The organism is Acinetobacter sp. IK31 (assembly GCF_035615195.1).
GTDB classification, from domain to species: domain Bacteria; phylum Pseudomonadota; class Gammaproteobacteria; order Pseudomonadales; family Moraxellaceae; genus Acinetobacter; species Acinetobacter calcoaceticus_C.
The window spans coordinates 1-23,660 of record NZ_JANBOB010000011.1 but is presented as its reverse complement, the minus strand read 5'-3'; the positions used below and the strand labels follow the sequence as shown (position 1 = coordinate 23,660).

At 36.2% G+C, this 23,660-nt stretch carries 25 protein-coding genes and 1 pseudogene; 17 read left to right on the top strand and 9 right to left on the bottom strand.

What is annotated here, in order from left to right; genetic code table 11:
* The first annotated feature begins 139 nt into the window (after window positions 1-139).
* The 3 genes from MSG66_RS06415 (at window position 140) to MSG66_RS06405 (ending at window position 1,444) form a co-directional block, all read left to right on the top strand.
* Entirely contained in the window at window positions 140-271 is a 132-nt protein-coding gene (locus MSG66_RS06415) for a hypothetical protein (protein ID WP_133972913.1), read from the top strand.
* 273 nt (window positions 272-544) lie between these two features.
* Window positions 545-832: a hypothetical protein gene (locus MSG66_RS06410; RefSeq protein WP_005039828.1), complete on the top strand. Its 288-nt coding sequence runs from the start codon at window positions 545-547 to the stop codon at window positions 830-832.
* Window positions 833-1,081: 249 nt separating this feature from the next.
* Window positions 1,082-1,444 (top strand): NirD/YgiW/YdeI family stress tolerance protein, encoded by a 363-nt coding sequence (locus MSG66_RS06405; RefSeq protein WP_202741768.1) that lies wholly within the window; start codon window positions 1,082-1,084, stop codon window positions 1,442-1,444.
* Between the two features lie 92 nt (window positions 1,445-1,536).
* Here the strand turns inward: MSG66_RS06405 and MSG66_RS06400 are convergent, their stop codons facing one another.
* Window positions 1,537-2,043 carry a GNAT family N-acetyltransferase gene (locus MSG66_RS06400; RefSeq protein WP_202741769.1) on the bottom strand — a complete coding sequence of 169 codons (507 nt, stop codon included), beginning with the start codon at window positions 2,041-2,043 and terminating at the stop codon, window positions 1,537-1,539.
* Window positions 2,044-2,121: 78 nt separating this feature from the next.
* On the opposite strand from MSG66_RS06400, the pseudogene MSG66_RS06395 reads away from it, so the two are divergent.
* Window positions 2,122-2,208, top strand: a pseudogene (locus tag MSG66_RS06395) (hypothetical protein); the annotation flags it as partial.
* Between the two features lie 34 nt (window positions 2,209-2,242).
* Complete coding sequence (locus MSG66_RS06390) at window positions 2,243-2,671, top strand: DNA breaking-rejoining protein (protein WP_324653038.1); 429 nt, start codon at window positions 2,243-2,245, stop codon at window positions 2,669-2,671.
* 66 nt (window positions 2,672-2,737) lie between these two features.
* Here the strand turns inward: MSG66_RS06390 and MSG66_RS06385 are convergent, their stop codons facing one another.
* Complete coding sequence (locus MSG66_RS06385; RefSeq protein ID WP_324653036.1) at window positions 2,738-4,324, bottom strand: ATP-binding cassette domain-containing protein; 1,587 nt, start codon at window positions 4,322-4,324, stop codon at window positions 2,738-2,740.
* A gap of 259 nt (window positions 4,325-4,583) precedes the next feature.
* The gene (locus MSG66_RS06380; RefSeq protein WP_004643207.1) at window positions 4,584-5,027 is read right to left on the bottom strand and encodes a universal stress protein; all 444 of its coding nucleotides are present in this window, start codon (window positions 5,025-5,027) and stop codon (window positions 4,584-4,586) included.
* Window positions 5,028-5,315: 288 nt separating this feature from the next.
* On the opposite strand from MSG66_RS06380, the gene MSG66_RS06375 reads away from it, so the two are divergent.
* The 3 genes from MSG66_RS06375 to MSG66_RS06365 all read left to right on the top strand — a co-directional run bounded on the left by MSG66_RS06375 (window position 5,316) and on the right by MSG66_RS06365 (window position 6,605).
* Entirely contained in the window at window positions 5,316-5,543 is a 228-nt protein-coding gene (locus MSG66_RS06375) for a hypothetical protein (RefSeq protein ID WP_202741772.1), read from the top strand.
* 177 nt (window positions 5,544-5,720) lie between these two features.
* The gene (locus MSG66_RS06370; protein ID WP_133972923.1) at window positions 5,721-5,894 is read left to right on the top strand and encodes a hypothetical protein; all 174 of its coding nucleotides are present in this window, start codon (window positions 5,721-5,723) and stop codon (window positions 5,892-5,894) included.
* A gap of 267 nt (window positions 5,895-6,161) precedes the next feature.
* Window positions 6,162-6,605, top strand: coding sequence for an RDD family protein (locus tag MSG66_RS06365; RefSeq protein WP_202741774.1), 444 nt, complete (start codon window positions 6,162-6,164; stop codon window positions 6,603-6,605).
* 56 nt (window positions 6,606-6,661) lie between these two features.
* Here MSG66_RS06365 and MSG66_RS06360 read toward each other — a convergent pair whose 3' ends face one another.
* On the bottom strand, window positions 6,662-7,837 hold the full coding sequence (locus MSG66_RS06360) for a benzoate/H(+) symporter BenE family transporter (RefSeq protein ID WP_324653031.1): 1,176 nt from the start codon (window positions 7,835-7,837) through the stop codon (window positions 6,662-6,664).
* Window positions 7,838-8,023: 186 nt separating this feature from the next.
* Between MSG66_RS06360 and MSG66_RS06355 the strand changes: the two genes are divergently transcribed.
* Entirely contained in the window at window positions 8,024-8,497 is a 474-nt protein-coding gene (locus tag MSG66_RS06355; RefSeq protein ID WP_324653029.1) for an Lrp/AsnC family transcriptional regulator, read from the top strand.
* 46 nt (window positions 8,498-8,543) lie between these two features.
* Here the strand turns inward: MSG66_RS06355 and leuE are convergent, their stop codons facing one another.
* The 3 genes from leuE to MSG66_RS06340 form a co-directional block, all read right to left on the bottom strand.
* Complete coding sequence (gene leuE / locus MSG66_RS06350; protein WP_324653027.1) at window positions 8,544-9,197, bottom strand: leucine efflux protein LeuE; 654 nt, start codon at window positions 9,195-9,197, stop codon at window positions 8,544-8,546.
* Between the two features lie 73 nt (window positions 9,198-9,270).
* A complete protein-coding gene (tal, locus tag MSG66_RS06345) occupies window positions 9,271-10,260 on the bottom strand; it encodes a transaldolase (RefSeq protein ID WP_324653025.1) in 990 nt (329 codons plus the stop codon).
* A 130-nt stretch (window positions 10,261-10,390) separates the two neighbouring features.
* Window positions 10,391-11,284, bottom strand: coding sequence for a LysR family transcriptional regulator (locus MSG66_RS06340; RefSeq protein WP_262472285.1), 894 nt, complete (start codon window positions 11,282-11,284; stop codon window positions 10,391-10,393).
* Between the two features lie 89 nt (window positions 11,285-11,373).
* Here MSG66_RS06340 and aceI point away from each other — a divergent pair, with 89 nt between their 5' ends.
* The gene (gene aceI, locus MSG66_RS06335; RefSeq protein ID WP_005039851.1) at window positions 11,374-11,808 is read left to right on the top strand and encodes a chlorhexidine efflux PACE transporter AceI; all 435 of its coding nucleotides are present in this window, start codon (window positions 11,374-11,376) and stop codon (window positions 11,806-11,808) included.
* A 67-nt stretch (window positions 11,809-11,875) separates the two neighbouring features.
* Here the strand turns inward: aceI and MSG66_RS06330 are convergent, their stop codons facing one another.
* On the bottom strand, window positions 11,876-13,447 hold the full coding sequence (locus tag MSG66_RS06330; RefSeq protein WP_042896925.1) for an acetyl-CoA C-acetyltransferase: 1,572 nt from the start codon (window positions 13,445-13,447) through the stop codon (window positions 11,876-11,878).
* A gap of 234 nt (window positions 13,448-13,681) precedes the next feature.
* On the opposite strand from MSG66_RS06330, the gene MSG66_RS06325 reads away from it, so the two are divergent.
* From MSG66_RS06325 to MSG66_RS06315, 3 genes are all read left to right on the top strand, one after another.
* Window positions 13,682-15,073 (top strand): 3-oxoacyl-ACP reductase, encoded by a 1,392-nt coding sequence (locus MSG66_RS06325; protein ID WP_324653021.1) that lies wholly within the window; start codon window positions 13,682-13,684, stop codon window positions 15,071-15,073.
* A 77-nt stretch (window positions 15,074-15,150) separates the two neighbouring features.
* Window positions 15,151-16,005, top strand: coding sequence for a MaoC family dehydratase (locus MSG66_RS06320; protein WP_324653019.1), 855 nt, complete (start codon window positions 15,151-15,153; stop codon window positions 16,003-16,005).
* A gap of 71 nt (window positions 16,006-16,076) precedes the next feature.
* Window positions 16,077-17,339 (top strand): serine hydrolase domain-containing protein, encoded by a 1,263-nt coding sequence (locus tag MSG66_RS06315; RefSeq protein WP_324653017.1) that lies wholly within the window; start codon window positions 16,077-16,079, stop codon window positions 17,337-17,339.
* A 51-nt stretch (window positions 17,340-17,390) separates the two neighbouring features.
* Here MSG66_RS06315 and MSG66_RS06310 read toward each other — a convergent pair whose 3' ends face one another.
* Window positions 17,391-17,969: a TetR family transcriptional regulator gene (locus tag MSG66_RS06310; RefSeq protein ID WP_133972938.1), complete on the bottom strand. Its 579-nt coding sequence runs from the start codon at window positions 17,967-17,969 to the stop codon at window positions 17,391-17,393.
* A 125-nt stretch (window positions 17,970-18,094) separates the two neighbouring features.
* Here MSG66_RS06310 and amvA point away from each other — a divergent pair, with 125 nt between their 5' ends.
* From amvA to dnaX, 4 genes are all read left to right on the top strand, one after another.
* Entirely contained in the window at window positions 18,095-19,573 is a 1,479-nt protein-coding gene (amvA, locus tag MSG66_RS06305; protein WP_202741784.1) for a multidrug efflux MFS transporter AmvA, read from the top strand.
* A gap of 300 nt (window positions 19,574-19,873) precedes the next feature.
* On the top strand, window positions 19,874-21,655 hold the full coding sequence (cpaA, locus tag MSG66_RS06300; RefSeq protein WP_262472272.1) for a metalloendopeptidase CpaA: 1,782 nt from the start codon (window positions 19,874-19,876) through the stop codon (window positions 21,653-21,655).
* Window positions 21,656-21,677: 22 nt separating this feature from the next.
* Window positions 21,678-22,313, top strand: coding sequence for a metalloprotease secretion chaperone CpaB (gene cpaB, locus MSG66_RS06295; protein WP_133972944.1), 636 nt, complete (start codon window positions 21,678-21,680; stop codon window positions 22,311-22,313).
* A 122-nt stretch (window positions 22,314-22,435) separates the two neighbouring features.
* Window positions 22,436-23,660 (top strand): DNA polymerase III subunit gamma/tau (gene dnaX, locus MSG66_RS06290; protein ID WP_324653011.1); only part of this gene is annotated, 1,225 nt, incomplete at its 3' end.

Here is a 23,660-nt window from a genome sequence, read left to right as displayed (position 1 = left end):
AGTTGATATTTAAAAATAAAATGAAAGAGCTTTACATTTTTGCGTTAAATCTACAAAAAAGCCTAGAAACGTATGCTGAACGTAAAACTAATAAAAAGTATTTATTAACTCACTATCTGAATAATTTATGAGGTGAAATATGAAAAAAATTATGGCTACCTTAAGTTTAGCTGCCATTATTTCTTTAAGTGTGAGTGCTTGCCAAGGTGAAAATGACACAAAACAGCAAGATAAAACGACCACCCCTCATTCAATGGACAATGATTCATAACCCAGATGAATACCGAAGCCCATCGTAAGATGGGCTTTTTTATATCTTTTTATTATCATCTGAAAATGTGATTTGTAACTCACAATATTTATTTTTAATGGCACTGTTCAAAATATGTTGACTAGTATGGTTGGTTTTAAATATATTTATATTCAACACGGATCATTTTAAATATAACCCTATATTTAAAATAAATTGATTCAAATGCCATCAGATCAGAAATTTAACCTTTAAATTTGATTATAAAAATATTAATTAATCAAGGAGGTGGGTATGGATGCTAAATTTCATTCTGAAAATGAATATGGTTTTATTCTAGACATATTGAATACTTATGTTGTGGTAAAGAAGACATTAAAAAATGATCATTATCCTTATGATTCATTTGGTTATCTTCTTGCTCTTTATCAACCCCTAAAAGTCTATATTCCTCAGCTTCCACATCCGAAAATTTATATTGAGATTGGTGGAATTTCATATGATCGAATGATTGTTATGCAAACAACAGATGAGACAGAAGCCATGAATGTTTTATTGGATTTAGGACAACTCGTCGTTTAACAATTAAGAGATATTTTTAGTAGTCAGTTTAATTTACTTAAGGAAAACTCTTTCTTAAGTAAATTAACGAAACAACAATACGCTATAAAATAGTTATCGGAAGAGAAAATTTAAAGAAATTATTTGGTATTTTTATTCATCCTCATTAAACAAAGACTCTAATAAGATACAAAAAATCACAAAAGCTAAATCTATAACTTTAAAAGAATTTGTTTATATAACTAAGAACATTAAAAGTAGGTCATGGTAATGAAAAAAATATTCTTAGCAACACTCACTGGGTTGGCTTTATTGGGTAGTAATGCGGTATTGGCTAAACCAGATGCTGTTTTGTTAAAAGAAGCGACAAAAAATGTAGTCACGGTGTCTAAAGCAAAAAACTTGGCTGATGAATCTGGAGTAACCTTAACAGGCACCATCGTAAAGCATATTGCAGGTGATCATTTTGAGTTTAAAGATGCTACGGGTTCAATTGTAATTGATATTGATGATGACTTGTGGAAGCCTCTACAATTAAAAGCTGGAGATAAAGTACGTGTTGTAGGAGAGGTGGATACACATAGAGTTAAGCCTACCGATATCGAAGTTTTTCAGATTGAGCGTGTTAAATAAAGCCAGATTATTTATATAAATATTGCTCAGCTCAAATAAAAAAGAAAACTCCTGTTCTGAGGAGTTTTCTTTTTAAAGATTAAAATTTTTAATTATTGTGTTGCATTAAATGCCTCATGATAGCTGACATACCCTTTAGCAATATTGCCCGAGAAGCTTAAAGCTTGGAAATACTCACTTGGCACATCAGGCAAAATGAGTTCGGGATAGGTTCTAAAACCAAATCGGCTGTAATATTTGGGGTCACCGAGTAAAACACATCCTTTTGCATCTAAGTTTTTTAATTTTTCTAGTGATTTATTCATCAAAAGTGAGCCAATACCAAGCCCTTGTTTATTTGGATGAACCGAAATAGGCCCTAAACCATACCATCCCATTTCCCCTGAACTTATTTGAACTGGAGAAATAGTAACATGCCCAACAATAGCGCTATCTTCAATCGCAACTAGTGAGACTGTAAGTTGTCCGTGGTTTCTTAAACTATTCACAATAAAATGCTCGGTATGACTCGTGTGCTCAGCATTTTGAAAAGCTGCTTCTGTTAGTTTTTCTATTGCTTCAATATCCTCATTTCGTTCATCACGAATCGTAATATTCATTCAAGATTCTTCCTTATTTATTGAACAATCATACGCTTTAATTTTTTAAATAAGTAAAACTATAATTTAGATTTCTAAGATACCTTATTTGTTACTAATTATAAAAAACAACTACTACTTATGAAACTCATACATAAATTAAAATTTTATAAAAATTATTTTTAATATAATAATTTAAAAATATTTTGAGGGTTAGAAATTGAAAAAAATCATTAAAACTTTATTATTATCTATACTCATTTCAACTACATCATTCACTGTTTTAGCAAAAAATGTTGAGGAAAAAGTTAATTTTTTACAAGGTTCAACACATACCACATTAACTGGAAAATTTCAGGGTTATGATGATGTGAGATATAGGATTTATGCAAAGAATGGGCAAATATTGAAATTTAATATTAATAGTCTTAGTAATTTAGCCTATGTCAATATTTTTGCACCGGGGAAAAAACCAGGTAAAGATAATGCATTATTAATTGGCTCAACTGTAGGCTTTAAAGGAGAGCTCACTTTACCTGTGGATGGCGATTATATTGTTCAAGTTTATCAAATGCGTAATAGTGCTCGTAAAAATAAAACAGTGAAATATAGTCTAGATGTCGAAATATTAAATAAAGTAAAAAAATAATAGTTGATAAAATTTACTAGCTTTCACATGAGAGCTAGTAAATTTAAAAAATGGTATAGATACTCATTATTCGGTTAAAGAAAAGGACTCATGAATGCCACAACTTTCAACAAATGTTTGATCATGTGAAATGAGTAATACAGCACCTTCATAGCTCTGAATAGCAGTAGCTAATAATTCTCTAGATTCAATATCTAAATGATTTTCCGGTTCATCTAATAACAGGAGTTCCGGTGTAGGGTGGATCTGGCTAAGTGCCAATAAAGCTACTTTGAGTTTTTCTCCACCACTTAGTTGTGATAAGAGATAAGTACTTTTATCACCGCGAATTCGAAGTTGACCTAATAAATTTCTCCATTCTAATTCTGAAAGCTCCTTATTCATGCGAGTTAAATTCTCAATAACAGTCATCTCATCACATAAAAAGCTAAAGTTTTGATCGAGATAAAAGCACTCTACAAATAATTGAATGCTGTCACAGGACTGATTCTTCTGTGCATTAATTGCTTTAAGTAGTGTTGATTTTCCAATACCATTTGGACCCGTTATGTGGATTTTTTGGGCTGCCTGTACAGCTAAATCTATGGGTTTGTGAGTTCCATATTTTAGTTTGAGTTTTTTAATTCGAAGAATTTCTCCAGATTTTTTATGGAAAGTAGGGAAGACAAACTGTTGCGGCTTAACGGTCTCAAGACGCATTTTTTTGTCTTTTAAATCATTTTGACTATTTGAAATTTGTCGTTGGTGCTGAGACTGTATAGCCGCAATACTTTGACCTGCTTGTTCCTTTTTAAAATCGAGCAGAATTTTGGCTTGAGAATTTGATTCGCGTAATTTATTGCCAGCACGTTCACGTTTTTGAGCTTTCATTAATACTTCATGTTGCTTTTGCTTCATGTGTTTAACGTCGCGTTGGTTTTGTTGAATAGATTGTTCTAAAGCCGCAATGTTAGTTTGATATTGCTCATCAAATTTCTCATAGTTTCCTGTTGTGTGATGTAAACCATGTTCATTTAAATGATAAATATGATCTACTTCATTCAACAAAGTTCGGTCATGACTAATGATAAGCGCACCTGCGGGGTGTTTCTTCAACTGATCAATTAACCATTTTCTAGATTCCTGATCTAGATGATTACTGGGTTCATCAAGCAGTAAATAATGATCTGATTTTAAAAATAAACAACTTAATGCCAATTTAGTTTTTTGACCTTCGCTTAGATTTTTAACTGGAAAGTCTAAATCAGTGGGCAAATGAGCAGACTCTAATAAGTTATTCCATAAGATGGGTAAATCCCATTTGCTTTCCAATAAATCATAATCATTGAAGCTGGCAACGCCTTGCTCAACTCTTTTAAAAGCTTGATAAATGTCTACGATATCTAATGCTTCGGCTATGGTCAGTCCTGTTAACCGATGCAATTGAGGTAAATATGCATGTTTTATATGCCACGATATTTGCCCAGATGTAAGAATTGAATCTAAGCTAAGCGTCTGATTTAACATTTGTATAAGCAAAGATTTGCCTTGCCCATTACGGCCAATTAAAGCCGCTATCTGGTTCGATTCAAGACTAAAATTTAATTGTTTAAACATAACTTTAGATGAAAATTCTAAAGTGAGTTGTGATATTACACATGCCTGCTGAGTCATAGAAAACCTCATAAATACAGGATGTACAAAATAGGAAAAAGTAGTTTTAAGCAGAGACGTTAAATCACAAAAAAAGTCTATTTTGCACATCAAAGAAAGAAAAAATGATGAGAAAAAAGACTTACTTCATTGGCGTGACTCACGAAATTGGAAGAATAAGAAACTATTCTATCTGGGTTTTTAGCTAGTATAAAATTTATACAATAGGTTTTATTAAAAAACCCAATCGTTGGATTGGGTCCTGTGCATCTAAAAAAGTTTATTCTTTTACAACCAATACCTGAATTTTAGTACTGTTTAAAACATCTTGAGCAAAACTACCCAAAATAAGCTTTTGGAAGCCTTTGCGTCCATGAGAACCAATCACAATCAAATCGGAACCTAAGCCTTCTACTGCTTTAAGGATGCCATCTGAAGAAATCTCACCTTGGATAATTTGAGTTTCAGCATCAATACCTTCTTCGGCACATAAAGCTTTTACTTTTGCGAGAGTTTTTTCTGCATTTGCGCGTGCTTCAACAAAATAATCTTTTACAACAGGTGAGATGTAATAAAAATCTACACCGCTAAAAGGATCTACCGCAACTAAGCTAATAGCAGTCAATTTACTTCCAAAAGCCTTTGCAATATGAGCTGCTTGTCTTGCTGCTGCTAATGAAATTTCAGAACCATCGACAGGTACAATAATATGTTGGTAATTCATAATGTTATTCCTCTTATTTACAGTTGTTATATGTATGAAGCATTTATTAATTAAAGATTAACATATTTCATTCTAGGTAGACATCTATTCGATTACAAGAAAGGAAAATTAAATAAAATTATTTTAAATCATATATTTGTATCTATTTTTCTATTGGTTGTGATGGTGTTTAAGCGGCATTGCTAAATAATCGATAATATTTACATGAAAATTAAAAAAAATTACCGTACATATTTCTGTCATATAGAAAACGTATAACAAAATAGTAAATTAAGGGGAGAGAGGAAGATGGCTGATTTAACAGCAAAGAAAGTCAATAAACTCATTGAAGAATTTCGTCAAACAGGTAAAGAACCCGAAAAGTTAGTGATTGGCTATAAAACTTATGCCAGATTGATGACCGAAGATAAATTTGCAGAAAAAATTGTCCCTTCACGGGAAGACTCAAAAGAACGGTTATATAAAAATCTAAAAATTAAACTTATAACTGAAAAACATTACTTTGAAGTTAAATAAAATTTATGTGAAATACATCACTTGTTATTAAAGTAAAGTAACACTTAAATAAGTTTAATAACATGTTCAATGTATAATGATACAAATTAATAGTGTAGCAAACATTTGAAAACAGCAATCGTTTATAAACTCGATAGAATAAATTGCTTTTATTTTTAAGTAGTGGAATAAATTGAAATGCCAACACTCAGTGTAATTATATTTTATGTTTTAGCTATATTAGGCAGTATAGCTGTTATTTGTGGATTATTCAGTTTAAGTGTTTTTTTAATTATTATTGGATTAGCTCTATTATTTGCAGCATTATTATTAAAAAAAGAATTTAAATTAGATATTTTATTCTGGAAATAGATATAATATGTATTTGTATTTTTAGTTGTCTATAAAACTATTTCAATAGAACTGAAACGAAAAATTTCAGTTCTAAATAATTAAATTAGTTTTTATGATGAATATTGATGCAATAACGTTTTTTTGATCGAAATTATTACAATAAAATATAAAAGTAGAAATTTTTAAATTTATTTAAGTATTTAAAAATAAAAAAGTTTAATTTAGGATGAAAGTAAAATTGTAAAAGCGTTTGTAGCGATTAAACAATAACAAAGCGAGGTGAGCATGACTTATAAGTATGAGTATGCAGGGTTCTGGTTAAGATTTGGTGCAATGATTATTGATACTCTTATTCTTTTTTTGGCGGTTATTCCTGCGGCATGGATTTTTTATCAGGGGGATTATGATTTAGTCTTTGCCACGGGCTTAAGTACTAAGCCTCAAAATTATTGGTTCGATTTAATCGTGAACTATATATTTCCTTTATTGTATTCAATTTTATGTTGGCTGTATTTTGCAGGTACTCCAGGTAAACGATTGATGCGATTAAAAGTTTTAGATGAAAAAACAGGTAATAAGCTCACAGTCATGCAGAGTATTATTCGATATATTGGCTATATTCCATCAATTTTAGTCTTTGGTATTGGTCTTTTTTGGGTCGCATTTGATGCAAAAAAACAAGGATGGCATGACAAAATGGCAAAATCAGTTGTAGTAAGAGAGTTATAGGAAATAGATGAAAAGCGTTCATAGCATTGAAAATAGGGGCTATGAACGCTTTTTTATTAACTTTTTTTGACTTTAAGTTTTAAAATAAAATATACAACTACACCTACAATAAGTCCCCAAAAGGCTGAGCCAATACCGAAAAATTGAATGCCTGAAGCACTACATAAGAAGGTAAATAATGCAGCTTCACGGTCTTCAACTTGAGCGAAGGCAATTGCAATGTTGTGGCTGATCGTACCAAATAATGCAATACCTGCTAAAGCTACAATAAAAATATGTGGAAAAGACATCAGCAAACTTGTCAGTGTTGCAGCAAACAGGCCAATTAAAATATAGAAAAAACCACAGCTCATGCCTGCAATATATCGTTTACTTGGGTCTGGGTGGACTTGATCATCTAAGCTTACCGCTGCACTAATCGCAGCAATATTTACGCTATAACAACCAAAAGGTGCCAGTACAACTTGGGTTAAACCTGTCCAGCCAATCAGTTGATTAACATGCGGTTTATAGCCATAACTTTTGATCATGGCAATTCCGGGTAAATATTGCGAAGCCATGCTAATCACAAAAAGTGGCAGAGCTAATCCCAAAAGTGCTGACCAGCTAAAATCAGGACTAATCCAAACAGGTTTAGCCAAAGACCACTGAAGTGTAGGCATATGAAATTCTAAAAATACAGGGCATAGGGCAATACCCGCAAGTGCCGTGAATACAATGCTATAGCGGGGCCATAATTTTTTTGTTATTACATAAATAACGAGCAAAGATAAAACGAATTCCCAATTATTTTGTAAACTGGCGAACAGGGAAATACCAAATTTGAGTAAAACACCTGCAAGCATGGCACTGGTTAAACTTTGAGGAATATATGAAAGTGCTTTTTGAAATATACCTGAAAAGCCTAAAATAGCAGTCAGTAAACCACCTATTAAAAAAGCACCAATCGCTTCATTTATGCTATAGCCACTACCTGTTGCCATAATTAAAGCGAGGCCAGCAGTTGACCAGGCTGTCGCTACAGGATATTTAAATTTCCAAGAAAGTATGAATCCTGATAAACCAATACCTAAGCCTAAAGCCCAAAACCATGAGGTGATTTGCTCGGGTGAAGCACCTAAAGCTTGAGCCGCCTGAATCACTAAAATGGCTGAAACACTAATACCGATTAAAAAAGTAATAAAGCCAGCAAATACAGCTGGAATTGAAAAATCTTGAAGAATCTTTTGCATAGCTAAATGTTCTAAATCCCTGAAAAATTAATATGTTTCTGTCTTTGCTTTCAGCTAGGTAAATCTAACAATTTTTTTAAAGAAGGTGCTTTCTATTTTTGATTTGAAATAGAAATAATATTTTCGAAATATTGAATAATGCTATTATTCCTTTCATAAGTGATACTAAATTTGGGATATTGTTTTATGGAAGAGCAGACTGAAAATTTGACAGTGCTTGAACTTAAAATTATGCGCGCTTTACAAGAGAGTGGACGTTTAAGTAATGCTGAACTGGCCAAACTTGTAGGCATAAGCACTTCATCTTGTTGGAATCACACACAGCGTCTTTTTAAAATTGGAGCAATTTTAGATGTGCGTGCTCGGATCAATCCGAGTATGGTGCAGCGTGATACGGTGGTGCTAGTCGGTGTGGTTCTGGATCGTTCAACACCCGATAGCTTTCAGGCCTTTGAACAGGCGGCAGGTGATTTGGAGAATGTTCTGGAATGTTATCTGGTGGCGGGAGAGGTCGATTATTTTCTAAAAATTCGTGTTAAAGATTTAGCAGCTTTCAATCGATTTCATAGTGAAAAAATTATTGCCTTACCAGGAGTAAGACAAGTTAGAACATTTTTTGTGCTCAATGAAGTTAAAACAGATGGCATGCTAGCATTTTAGCAGTTCATCATATTTTAACTTTATAATGCAAAAACTAGGGTAAAGATTAATAGATTGTTGAAGTTGCCAGTTTTAAACCGAATCCAAAAAATAGAATCCCTACTAAAAAAATACTACTTGCTGCAATTTTATGGTTCTGTTTAAAAAATGCTGAAAGTTTAATTCCAGAGAAGATTAATGCCGTTAAATAACTAAAGCTAATCACTTGTAAAATAATCGCTAAAATTAAAAAACTTAGTGCTGGGTAGGCATAATCGGGTTCAACAAATTGGACAAAGAAAGATAAGAAAAATAAAATCGCTTTAGGGTTGAGTAAACTAATGCTTAATGCTGTTTTATAAGGATGAATTTTATCTAAAGCGGGTAAATCAGCCATTTCTGGTTGTGGTTGATTACGTTGTTTCCAGCGTTGAATACTACCTTGTAAGAGCTTAAAGCCTAAATAAGATAGATAAAGTGCACCTGTTAATTTAAGAATAACAAATACCCATGGGAATGCTTTTAATAAAGAAGCTGCACCTAGTACGGTACATAGCATTAAAATAAGATCACCGGTAAAAATACCTAATGCACCCATATATCCAGTTTTAATGCCGTAACGTGAAGCAATTGACATTACATAAAGAGAATTGGGTCCCGGCAATAACACAATTAGGAACGTACCGATAATATATGTTGTTAAATCTGTTATACCGAACACGAGAAACCCAATAAAAAACCGATTTTTGCCATGATAACAAAAATCGGTGATTTTGTATGAAAAGTGCAGTTTTTTAAGGTTTAATTTCCGCATCAATTCCAAAAGATTGACGTAATAAAAAACTTAATTGGTCACGAGCTTTAATAAAGCCATCGACACCACCTTGTAAAAGCTGGAATGCCATTAAGTCATGATTAAGTTCGTCTTTAAAACTTTGTTCATCTTGAGCTGGTCTAACAATAGCTTCTGCTTGTTTTGATTTAGTTGCATCAAGAGCTGCATCAACTGTACGTGTATCTTGCTCGAGCTGGGTAAGTAAGCCCGGAGAGATCGTTAGTAAATCGCAACCAGCAAGTCCAAGAACTTGATCGATACTACGGAAGCTCGCACCCATCACTTGAGTTGGAATATTTTGTTGCTTGTAATAGGTATAGATTTTTTTAACTGAAACCACGCCTGGGTCTTTTTCAATTGGATAAGAATCGACACCTTCAGCCTTTTTGTACCAGTCTAGAATACGGCCTACAAATGGTGAAATTAAAGTTACTTTTGCATCTGCACAGGCTTGAGCTTGATGTAAACCGAAAAGCAGAGTGAGGTTACAAGCAATCCCTTCCGCTTCAAGCACTTTAGCAGCTTGAATACCTTCCCAAGTCGACGCGATTTTAATAAGAATACGTGACTGGTCAATACCATAACCTTTGTAAAGCTCACATAATTCATGCGCTTTCTGAATGGTCGCTTCAGTGTTATATGAAAGAGCAGCATCAACTTCAGTCGAAACCCGACCTTCAATCAGTTTTAAAATTTCTACACCAAATTTTACGGTTAAAATATCAATGGTTCGTTCAATCAGTTCATCGTTGCTATAGCCTTCTTCTTTGGCTTGATAATAAGCATCTTCAATGAGTTCTTTACTTTCTGGTTGTTCTGCTGCTGCTGTAATCAACGAAGGATTGGTCGTCGCATCTAGAGGACGAAATTTACGAATTGCATCAAGGTCACTACTATCGGCAACAACGGTCGTTAATGTTTTTAATTGGTCAAGTGCTGTATGAGTCATTGATATTCAACATCTTCAATAAAAAATCTTATGTTTTCTTTATAGCACAAAGTATATTCATGCTGTCGATATATCAATTGTTATATTTCAAATAAAAACGTTTAGGTTATGCATCTAAATTTAAACAATATTAAGGTGCATGTTGTGTTCGTTGCTTTCGGATATATTCAATAAGAAATCTGGCTGCTGCACCAAGTTCACTTTCGCGGCTCCAGACCAAGTCGACATAATATTCAAATCTTGGAGTGAAATCTAATAAATCCAATACTTTAAGCTTGTTTTTTAATTCAGGATTTTCTTTAAACATTTCTTGCGGAAGAACTCCCCAACCTAGATTACGTAAAATCATTAAGCAAGCAGAGTGGTGGTTGTCTGTACGCCAGTAATGTTTTGAAAACAGTAATTCAGGTTTCAACGTCTCATCTCGACTTGCGACCACAATTTGCCGTGTGGTAAGGATTTGTTCGTAAGAAACCTGATTTTGGGTTGCAAGTGGGTGATTTTTTGCAATAACTGGAATTAAAGCCTCGCGTTTGAGCTCAACAAATTGTTCTCGGTTGTCCAGATGTTCACGTTCAAACATGAGTGCAAGTTGGGCTGAACCATCTAGTAACATTTGTAAAGCATCTTCTTGAGGAGCCGAAACAATATTAATTTGCAGGTCAGGGAAACGACTTTCTAAAAGGCAAATATAGTCGGTCCAGTTGGTGTGTAGTAATTCAGAGACGATCACAATTGTTAAGTTAGCTTCTAAACCTGTGCTTAATGCATGTGCATGTTGTTTCCACTGGTTCATCTCAATTAAAAGCTGAGAAGTCTTTTCATATAAGACCCGTGCTTGATCAGTAGGAACGGGTTCACGGCCCTTACGATCAAATAAGGTTAAGTTCAGATCAATTTCTAAGTTGGCAATAGACATGCTTACAGCCGAAGGGACTTTTCCAAGTTTACGCGCTGCTGCTGAAAAGGAGCCTGTTTCAATCACTGCTTGAAACATGAGTAGTTGTTCTTGATTAATATTCATCTGTCAAAAAAACTGAAAGAACCTGATTGGATTAATCAACATTATAAAAATAAAATATGTCTTATCCAAGTATTATTGAGTATTTAAAAATGTTGATTTCCAAGAGAAGGCTCATTCATGCAATCAGTTATGAAGGAATTTTATTGGTCATCATTGCGATTGCATTAAGTTTTATTTTTGATATGCCGATGGATGTCACCGGCACACTCGGTGTGTTTATGGCAGTGGTTTCAGTTTTCTGGAATATGATTTTTAACCACTACTTTGAAAAAGTAGAGCATAAATATAATTGGGAAAGAACAATCCCTGTGCGGATTTTACATGCGGTTGGTTTTGAAGGTGGTTTGCTTATTGCAACAGTGCCAATGATTGCTTATATGCTACAAATGAGTGTCATTGATGCGCTTATTTTAGATATTGGTTTAACGCTTTGTATTTTGGTCTATACCTTCATTTTCCAATGGTGTTATGACCATATCGAAGATAAGTTTTTCCCTGAAGCAAAAGCTGCATCACTGCACTAAATTTATAAATCCTAAAATCAAATAAGCACCCAAATGGGTGCTTATTTTTTGTAGTTAGATGTAGAAATTATTTCTCTACAATTGCAACTACACCTTCACCACCTGCTGTACAGATAGAGATTAATGCGCGGCCTGAACCTTTTTGATTAATCAATTTAGCAGCAGTTGCTAAGATACGACCACCAGTTGCAGCAAATGGGTGACCTGCACCTAAAGATGAACCATTTACGTTCAGTTTAGAGCGGTCAATTGAACCTAAAGGGGCATCTAAGCCAAGACGTTCTTTACAGAATTTTTCGTCTTCCCATGCTTTTAAAGTAGATAATACTTGAGAGGCAAATGCTTCATGAATTTCGTAGAAATCAAAATCTTGAAGTTTAAGGTTAGCGCGCTTAAGCATACGAGGTACTGCATAAGCAGGAGCCATCAATAAGCCTTCTTTAGGGCCATTTTTACCAATGAAGTCCACAGCAGCGGTTTCTGAGAAAGAAAGGTAAGCTAAAACTTCATGACCGTTTTCTTTTGCCCATTCTTCAGAAGCAAGTAACACAACAGATGCACCATCAGTCAACGGAGTTGAGTTACCCGCTGTCATTGTTGCAGTTTCGCCTTTACCGAAAACAGGCTTTAATTTAGCAAGTTTTTCAACTGTACTGTCTGCACGTAAGTTGTTGTCACGGTTAAGACCTAAGAATGGAGTGATTAAGTCGTCAAAGAAACCGCGCTCATAAGCAGCAGCAAGTTTTTGATGGCTGCTTGCAGCGAGTTCGTCTTGAGCTTCGCGAGTAATACCCCATTCTAATGCAGTAATTGCTTGGTGTTCACCCATTGAAAGGCCAGTACGTGGTTCACCATTGCTTGGTGCATCAAGAAGCTTTTTAAAATCAATTTTTGTTAATGCTTTAAGACGGTCTTTACCAGTTTTCGCAACGTTGAGCTCAAGTAATACTTTACGTAAGCCATCACCAACAGCGATTGGTGCATCAGAAGTGGTGTCTACACCGCCTGCAATACCGACATCAATTTGACCAAGCGCAATTTTGTTTGCCACAACAAAAGCAGCTTGTAAACCTGTACCACAAGCAATTTGGATGTCATAAGCAGGAGTTTCAGGTGCAAGATCTGTGCTTAATACAACTTCACGAGTCATGTTGAAGTCACGGCTATGTTTTAAAACAGCACCAGCAACGACTTCGCCAATACGTTTGCCTTGTAAATTAAAGCGCTCAACCAGACCATTTAATGCTGCTGTCAACATGTCTGAATTTGACGCTTTAAAATAAGCGGTATTTGAACGTGCAAATGGAATTCGGTTGCCGCCAATAATTGCAACGCGGCGAACAGTGTTTTGGCTCATGGTTTTATCCTGTGGAACAGAAGTTTTGGTTTTTGTTGCTTTTGGTGCTGCAGCTACATTATTAGAAGATGTAGAAGGGGGTGCAGAAGCTGCGCTCTTATTACGAGGGCTTCGTGCAGGTGCAGTCGTTGAACGAGTACGTGTCGTTTTTGGAGTATTAGTTGCTGCTTTAGGAGTTGTGCTGTTACGCTTAGCCGTGTTAGAAGCCGACTTTGATGTATTTGACACTTTTTCCTGAGCAGAATTCTCGACTGCTGGATTTTCTTGAGTTGTTTTGCTCATAAGGCTTTTCCAAGCATATTAACGATATTCTTATACGCTACCTTAACACAATTCAAATAGACCTGTATTGACTAGAATGACATTGTAGATAGCATTCAGGTCAAGACATCAAAAGATCAACTCAAGTATGATTTGGGATGACTCTAATGAACGACTGCTTTCATATTGTTTCTCCGCATTTCCTAACATAATGAAGCCTGTCGTAGAAAATCATTTTTTTGAGAGATAATAATCATGACTGATCAATACCAAGCATTTACACAATCTCCAATTGGTAAATTCGTTGTTAAAAATTTGGGTTTACCATCCCCTGTAGCCTTAGAGCGTTTTGAAAATGCTCAGCCGGTAGTGAATGGGGCAGTATTGGTTGGCGCGGCGCCGTCAAGTGTATTGTCTGGTGCGATTGCACAAGTACTTAGCAATATTCATGCAGACAGCTATGTAGGCAATAATGTTGCATTACAACAAGAAGCTGCAAAAGTTGGTTTAAATTTACGTCCATTTAATGCAGGCGATAAAGAATCAAAATTTAAAGCAGTTGTATTTGATGCTTCTGGAATTCAAAACTCAGAACAGTTAAATGAGCTTTATAAATTCTTTAACCCGATCTCACGTCAAGTTGCAACTTCTGGCCGTGTGATTGTGATTGGTACAACACCAGAAACTGCAAAAACTGTAAAACAGGCAATTGCCCAACGTGCACTTGAAGGTTTTATCAAATCTGTAGGTAAAGAATTTAAAAAGGGTATTACTGCTCAAGTTGTATATGTAGATGAAGGCGCTGCTGTGAACCTTGAGTCAACTTTACGCTTCTTACTTTCTCCGCGTTCTGCTTATGTGTCTGGTCAAGTTATTCGCGTTTCTAAAGCAGATGCTGTTGATGTAGATTGGGCAAAACCACTTGCAGGTAAAACTGCGTTGGTAACAGGTGCAAGCCGTGGTATTGGTGAAGCAATTGCGCATGTATTAGCACGTGATGGCGCACATGTCATTTGTCTAGATGTACCCCAACAACAAGCGGACCTTGATCGCGTAGCTGCCGACATTGGTGGTTCTACATTGGCAATTGATATTACAGCTGCTGATGCAGGTGAAAAAATTAAAACTGCTGCGGCAAAACAAGGCGGGTTAGATATTATCGTTCATAACGCGGGTATTACGCGTGATAAGACTTTGGCTAATATGAAGCCAGAGCTTTGGGATTTAGTGATCAACATTAACTTGTCTGCTGCTGAACGTGTAAATGACTACTTGTTAGAAAACGATGGTCTAAATGCAAATGGCCGTATTGTTTGCGTATCATCAATTAGTGGTATTGCTGGTAATCTTGGTCAAACAAACTATGCTGCGTCTAAGGCAGGTGTAATTGGCTTGGTGAAATTTACTGCACCTATCTTAAAAGATGGTATTACCATTAATGCAGTAGCTCCTGGTTTTATTGAGACACAAATGACTGCTGCGATTCCTTTTGCAATTCGTGAAGCTGGTCGCCGTATGAACTCAATGCAACAAGGCGGTTTACCTGTTGATGTAGCAGAAACGATTGCATGGTTTGCATCAACTGCTTCTACAGGCGTAAATGGCAACGTGGTTCGTGTATGTGGCCAAAGCTTGTTAGGCGCTTAAGCACTCTTAGCTAAAAACAGGGGGTGCTTGGGCATCCCTTTTTTATTCAAGAATCTATAAATTATAAAAGGTTAGGTATGAATACTCGTCATTTTAGCCAGCTACCAAAAGCGGCATTGGCTTATCCAAAAGTTGTGCAAGGTTTAATCTTTAAAAAGCCTAAAGGTCCCAAAATCTTGCCACAAGTTGAATACGTGGTAGATAGCCTTGAAATTGATCAGCAACATTTAAAAGCTTATAACGAAGTATGTGGTTTTAAAAATAATGGCTTTGTACCCGCAATTTATTTGGCTGTGCTGTCGCAAAGTTTGCAAATGCACATGATGACGGCAGAAACTTTTCCATTTCCGATTTTAGGCTTAGTCCATATTCGTAACCAGATTAAACAAACCCGACCAATTGGTGTAACAGAAAAACTCACATTATCATGCAAATTTGGGGAACTAAAACCGCATGATAAAGGTGTTCAGTTTGACTTTATTACCACGGCAAGAGTTGGCAACGAAGTAGTAATGGAAGGCGTGACAACCTATTTATCTCGTCAAAAGGTTGAGAAAAGAGTCGGCGAAAAAGCCAAAGAAGAACAAGTACCAGCTTATGTACCTAAGGCAGAGTGGGATATTTTAGAAAACACAGGCCGCCGTTATGCGAAAGTGTCGGGTGATTTCAACTTAATTCATATTCATGCCATTACTGCGAAAGCTTTTGGCTTTAAACAAGCGATTGCGCATGGTATGTGGAGCAAAGCTAAAGCACTAGCGAATCTTGAATTACCAAATGCTTATGAAGCAGATGTGTGGTTTAAACTGCCAATGTACCTACCTTCAAAAGTTGAGTTTTTAACTGCCAATGCAGACAAAAAGACTGATTTCTTGATTCGTAATACGAAATCACAAAAACCGCATGTTGCAGGAACTGTAAAAGCATTATAAAAATATCAGCAGCCTGAACAGATGTTTGGGCTGCTTTTGAGCAAAATAACAAAAAATGCAAGGAACTTCATGTGATTAAAGAGATTTTACTGGCCGATACCCATAACTATCACGGTATTTTAGATGAACGTTTTATTGATTTAGCTCACCAGTTTAGCCGTCTTCAATATGCCAGAACGGGACAAGGTGGAGCTGCATTAGCGGTTTATTTTAGAGGTCAGAAAGTTGTCGATATCTACACCGGTCTAAAATCACAAACTGAAGCTTGGCAACCAGATACCTTGGCAGTTTGCTACTCTACAGGTAAAGGTATACTTGCGACTTTAGCTCACATTGTAGTAAGTGAGGGTTTTTTAGAATACGACAAACCGATTTCGACTTATTGGCCTGAATTTGCACAAAATGGTAAAGAGCAAATGACATTACGTCATGTGCTGAGCCATCAAAGCGGTATGTTTGATATTCGAAATACCATCGAAAGTGCGAGAGAAATGCTCGACTGGCCACATATGTTAGATATGGTCGCGGCTGTTAAACCAAGATTTGTCGCGGGAGAGGGTAATGCTTATCAGGCATTAACATTTGGTTGGCTTGTTGGTGGGGTGCTTGAAAAAGCAACTGGTCAGTCTTTAGCTCAACTCATGCAAAAATATCTGGTTGAACCATTGGATTTAGATGGGGCATATTTTGGTGTACCAGCAAGCGAATTAGATCGTGTAGCACGTTTAATTATTCAATCGAAACCAGAAACTAAACCTGTATCTGCGTCATCTGAGAAGAAGAAAAGCTTTAAACCACGTAAAAGTTCACTTTCAGAAAAAATGATTACATGGACGGGACAAAACCCTCAAGATTTTCAAGATGCCATGATTCCTAAAGGCATGAAGCATTTTAGCTTTTTTAGTGATGAAGGGTTGCAAACCGTTATTCCGGCAGCAAATGGCGCTTTCACTGCAAATAGTCTGGCAAAAATTTATGGAATGCTTGCAAACCAAGGGGAATGGGATGGGCAACAACTGATTCGTCCAGAGATATTTAAAGAATTGAGTACCATCCAAAGTTACGCACGTGATCGGGTTATGCCGATTCCAATGAATTGGCGTTTAGGTTATCACCGTATTATTACCATGGGTAAGCGTGCTAAAAATGGCTTTGGACATATTGGCTACAATGGTTCAGGTGCGTGGTGTGATCCTGAACGTGATCTTAGTTTTGCTTATACTCATAACTTTCAGATTGGTTCAATCACGGGTGACTATCGTTTATGGGGGCTTACTCAAGAAGCTTTACGTTGCACCGACCAAATTTTAAAAGGCCGCAAAGGCTGGTTCTAAATTCTGTACTTTCAACCATGCTGGTATTTTAATAAATGCCAGCTTCTACATTTATAATAATTCTAGGCGAATAATCACTTCTGTATGGCGCTTAAAGTCATCTTCAGTTAAACCTTGTAATCCCAGTTTATAAATTCCTTCTAATCCACACACAAAAGCGATAAGCCGCCAAGCAATATCTGTCGAATTAGATATGTCTTTAAATTCGCCTTCCTTTTTTCCACTTTCAATTGCTTGAACAATCGTTTGATGCCAACTTTGCATGGCCAAGTTATAAGCTTTTTGTATTTCTACATCTTGTTCAATCAAGAGTTCAGCTTCATTCCATAATCGTAAGTAGGGCTGAAGTTTATCTATATTTTCTGCACCTAATAAAATGAAGAGTCTTTGAAATTGACTATTTGTTTGTAAGGTTTGTTCAATTTCATCAAGCTGTTCCATAAGCTTTAAAAAAGCTTCAGCTTTTAAGTGAGATCCCGACGAAAAGTGATGATGAACTTGTCCAGTCGAGGTTTGGGCTTCACTTGCGATTCTACGTACCGTCATGGCTGTAAAACCTTCAGCCAAAGCAACTTGCATGGCAGCTTGCAGAATCATTTCTCTGCGTTGATCACGATTAAGATAGGCCATGCTTATTTCACCTGACTGAATTCGAGACAAACTACATTAAAATTTAAAGTTGGACAAGTGTCCAATTGTGTATATAATAACCGTAATTTGAACACATGTCCAAGTTTTGGATATCGAAGAGCGTTATGCAAAAGAAATGGTTAATCCTGACGATCATCGTCCTTATTTATTTGCCGGTTACAATTGATGCAACGGTGATGCATGTTGCAACACCATCTTTAAGTGCAGCATTGAATTTAACTGCCAATCAGCTTTTATGGATCATTGATATTTATTCACTGATTATGGCGGGTTTGATTTTGCCGATGGGCGCACTCGGTGATCGTATTGGCTTTAAAAAATTATTATTTATTGGAACCGCAATTTTTGGAGTCGGTTCACTGGCAGCTGCTTTTTCACCAACAGCCTATGCTTTAATTGCTTCCCGTGCTCTTTTAGGGCTAGGGGCAGCCATGCTTATTCCTGCAACTTTATCGGGAATTCGAAATGCTTTTACCGAAGAAAAGCAAAGGAATTTTGCACTTGGCCTTTGGTCTACAGTAGGGGGCGGTGGTGCCGCTTTTGGTCCATTAGTGGGTGGTTTTTTACTAGAGCATTTCCATTGGGGAGCAGTATTCCTCATCAACATCCCAATTATTTTGGTTGTTCTGGTCATGATTGTCATGATCATTCCTAAGCAGGAAGAGAAAACCGATCAACCAATTAACTTAGGACAAGCTTTAGTGTTGGTTGTGGCAATTTTAAGTCTGATCTATTCGATCAAATCGGCCATGTACAACTTCTCGGTACTCACAGTCGTGATGTTTGTGGTTGGGGTAAGTGCTTTAATTCACTTCATTCGTAGCCAAAAAAGAAGCACGACTCCAATGATTGATTTGGAGTTATTTAAACATCCAGTCATCTCTACCAGTATTGTCATGGCCGTTGTTTCAATGATTGCTTTGGTTGGTTTTGAATTACTCTTGTCTCAAGAGTTGCAATTTGTGCATGGTTTTTCTCCCTTGCAAGCTGCCATGTTTATTATTCCATTTATGATTGCAATTAGTTTAGGTGGTCCATTAGCAGGAATCTGTTTAAATAAATGGGGACTTAGACTTGTATCTACTGTTGGGATTTTAATAAGTGGCTTTAGTCTTTGGGGACTTGCCCAGCTTAACTTTTCGACCGATCACTTTTTAGCATGGACGTGTATGGTCTTTTTAGGTTTTAGCATTGAGATTGCCTTACTCGCTTCGACTGCTGCGATTATGTCTTCTGTACCACCAAACAAAGCAAGTGCAGCAGGTGCGATTGAAGGTATGGCCTATGAGCTCGGTGCTGGTTTAGGTGTCGCTATTTTTGGTCTAATGTTGTCTTGGTTTTATAGTCGCTCAATTATTTTGCCAGAAGAACTCCCGATGAACTTAATTGAAAAAGCGAGTATTTCGATTGGTGAAACCATGCAATTAGCTTCTAAGCTTGAAAACCCTTTAGGAGAGCAATTAATTGCAGTTGCTCAGCAAGCTTTTAGCTATGCACATAGTTGGGTGCTTACAATTTCCGCTGTTTGTTTCTTCCTTTTAACTGTATTTGTCTGGTTTAGTTTTCCAAAGAAAGTGAGTTAATGATCTAAACAAGTTTAACAGTTGCGGAAAAAGAGAGAAAAATTTCTCTCTTTTTCTTGTTATAAATATAATTTTTAAATACACATAAATTGATAGAACTTTCCTTATCTCAATATTTTTAGTTATGTAATTCTCATAAAAAAATTATTGTTTAATAGGTTTCATATTTTTATTTCAAAATGATTTATTTTTCATATTATTGAAATTTAATAAAAAAATAATTGATCAAAAATTGACTGTAAAAAAATGGTTTGTTAATCTGCTATTCGAAAAATCTAAAAACAAATAAAAGAGGCTGCTGTGAATTTAAAATTAAAAACATCACTCATTATCGGAGCAATTGTTGCATCTTCACTTGTATATGCCGCAACTGTACTTTCACCCAATCAGAATAATAATAGTGGATCAATTCCATCTGGTTATTCAGATTTAGAATTTTCTTTAGCAAATGGAAATTGGGTCAAAAATCTCTCTTTACCAGCAAGTGCTAATAATTTAGACAAAATTACGATTCGTTCTAGTGCGGCTTATAGCAGTTATTTAGATACTTCTAATACGAATATTCCGTTAGAAGTGTTGAAGATAAATAGCGGGGATGTTTACCAATTCATCTTTAATACTGCTCAAAATAAATGGATTGCTCAGTTAGCGACAGTGAGCCCTACCAATGGTACTAACTATGAAGTTGTACCATTAACAACTGCATCCATACAAAAAGTACTTATTCAAAATGACAAATGGGCACAAACCATTGCATTACCAAGTGATGTGCGCGATGGTACAACCGTACAAATTGTTTCCACAGCCAGTGCTGACTCCAATATAGATAAAGCAAATTTACTATTTCCAAGCAGTTTTTTATTAAAAAATGGGTCTGAATATTGGTTTAAATATTATTCTGCTTTAGGGAAATGGGTCCCAGAATATATAAAACCGCAGAAGTTAAATGTTCAGCAAATTGGAACATCTTTAGCAGCTGTAAATAGTCCACTTACAGAAGTTTCATTTGGCGATGCGAACTGGGTATCCAATTTTACTCTTCCTGCGACTGCAAATGATCGCGATAGAATTGTTATTAAATCTACGGCGACTTGGTCTGCAAAAATTAATAATACCAATATTAATAGCCAAGCAACTTTAACGCTAAAAACAGGCGATCAATATGAGTTTATGTATGTCAGTGATAAAGGGTATTGGCAGCTGATCTCTTCACCAACGAAGGTGATTGATTCATCGGCAACAATTCCTGCAATTTTACCGAATATGACTCAACCCGCTTTAAAGGTAAAACTTTCTACCACAAATTGGCAGCCAACCTTACAATTACCAGTTAAAGCTCAAGTCGGGGATAAGGTGGTTATTGCGTCAAATGCATCGGCTGATACCTATATTAATGCTGCCAATGGTTTGTCTTCGACCATTAAAAAGGGTGAAAATCGCCGTTTTATTTACATGGCTCAAGGCTGGTCAGTAGATAGTTATACGATTGATATGTTGTTGGTTTCTAGTCCAGAAGTAAATTCAATTTTAGGTGAAAGTGCTGCAAAACTTAGAATGATTGAAGGTGTCAATTTAACGAATTTAACTGCTGAAAATTCGAATGCACGTTTTTACTTAAGAGATGTGGGCTATTTAACTTATAAAATCCCTGCTGCAACTTTAAAAGAAGCTATTTCTTTTGGACGCGATGACACGACCGTACAAAATGAACGCAAACGCGTATTGGCTGATGGCGTTTATTATCAAGGCAATGAACCAGGCGATGGCGGTTGTGGCTGGGCATGGATTAATGCATCTTCATATAACATGATTGGTGCAAATGATATTGCAGGTTGTTCTTTTGCTGCGATGCGTCATGAGGTGGGACATAATCTTGGCCTATACCATAATGGTTCAACCAATATTGGTTCAGGCTTTGCTCATCCTTTAGGGAGTACTGCGATGGGAGGCAACAATATTAATTTTTACTCTAACCCGTATCTATATAACCCTAAATATGGTGTTCGTTTGGGTGAGGAAGGAAAAATTGATGCGGTCAGTGTCATTAACCTAAATGCACAGAAAATTTCTTTATATAACTAATCTCTATTTTTAGCCGTAAATAATGAAAAAAAATAAATTGTTAATAGGAACTGCTATCGCTTGTTTAGCGCTAGCAGTTCTCATCTGGCTCGCATTTTCACAGCAAAGTTCTTCTGCTTTAACGTCATCTGCAGATAACCAGAAAGGTGAAGTTAGCTTAAAGCGAGTTGAAAGTCAGAATGGTTTTACTCGTCAAAATACAATGAATTTGAGTCCGTCAGAGAAAGAAAGATTATCTAAGCAACAAATTGTTTTTAATGAAATAGAAAAGGATCAGCTGCCTTCTAATGTTAATTTTCCATTGATTAAAAATGGACAAGGTATGGTGATTAAGTATGATCCAAACGTGATTGAACTCAAAAAAGTAGGTGATACGGTTAAGTTTCAAATGTTGGAATATGGCATTAACCGCACAGGGAAAATTGTAGAGATCGAGCCTGTTGACCAAGATATTGTTCGGTGGACTGGGAAATTTGATCAGGGAGATCCAAATCAGAATTTCTTTACCATCACCCAAAGTCAAAAAGACCACTATACGATCATGCAAATTTTTACCGAAAAAGGAAATTATTCGGCTGAAATTAAAGATGGGGTTGGGCTGGTACAAACGATGGATGACGGAGTCACTGATCAGGAGTTACATCATGATCACCCTTAGTCAAATAAATGGTTTGGATGGGAAAAGAGTATAGTTCGCAGTTTATCTGTACGGATATGAGCTTTATGCGTTCACTCTCTTTTAAAAACAAAGTATGCTTATGCCTGTAACAAGGAGCATACATGTATCAAGTACTTGCTAGAAAATACCGTCCACGTAATTTCAATGAGTTAGTGGGGCAAAACCATGTTTCTCGTGCATTAAGCAGTGCATTGGAACGCGGTCGTCTACACCATGCTTATTTATTTACAGGAACGCGTGGTGTGGGGAAGACCACAATTGCACGTATTTTAGCCAAGTGTTTAAACTGTGAAACAGGTGTGACCTCTACACCATGTGAAGTCTGTGCAACTTGTAAGGCGGTAAATGAAGGCCGTTTTATTGACCTGATTGAAATTGATGCTGCTTCAAGAACAAAAGTAGAAGATACGCGTGAACTTTTAGACAACGTTCCATATGCGCCAACGCAAGGTCGTTTTAAAGTTTACCTGATTGACGAAGTACATATGTTATCTACGCATTCCTTTAATGCGTTATTAAAAACATTAGAAGAACCACCAGAACACGTTAAATTTTTATTTGCAACGACTGATCCACAAAAGCTGCCGATTACGGTCATTTCACGTTGTTTGCAATTTACATTGCGCCCTTTAGCTGTCGATGAAATTACAAAGCATCTTGGCACTATTCTTGAAAAAGAACAGATTGTTTCTGACCAAGATGCAATTTGGCAAATTGCCGAGTCTGCTCAAGGTTCATTGCGTGATGCATTATCTTTAACCGATCAGGCAATTGCCTATGGTCAGGGTGCTGTACAGCATCAAGATGTTAAAGAAATGCTCGGTCTAATTGACCGCACCATTATTTATGATTTGATTTTAGCGATTCATCAGAACCAACGTGAAAAAGTTAGTCAGCTTTTATTGCAATTTAGACATCAAGCGCTCGATGTTTCACTTGTGCTTGATCAGTTGATTTCGACATTGCATGAATTGGCAATTTTGCAATATCTGCCTGATTTGAGTTTGAAATATAGCGATGAAATCAATCGCAAAATCATGCAACTGTCCAAGCTGATTTCTGCTCAGGATTTACAACTGTATTATCAAATTGCATGTAAAGGGCGGTCTGACCTCCAACTTGCCGTGACGCAAGAACAAGGTTTTGAAATGTGTATTTTACGCTTATTGGCATTCCGTCCTTTAGCGCCAAATGAAATTGTGGTTTCAGAGCCTGTTCAACAAAATCAGCAAATTGTGTTGAATCCCCAAGTTCAACAAACAGCCCAAGATATTGCTCCTGTAAGTGCTATTCAGCCAGTTGAAGTTATTAGCCAACCCGCTATAG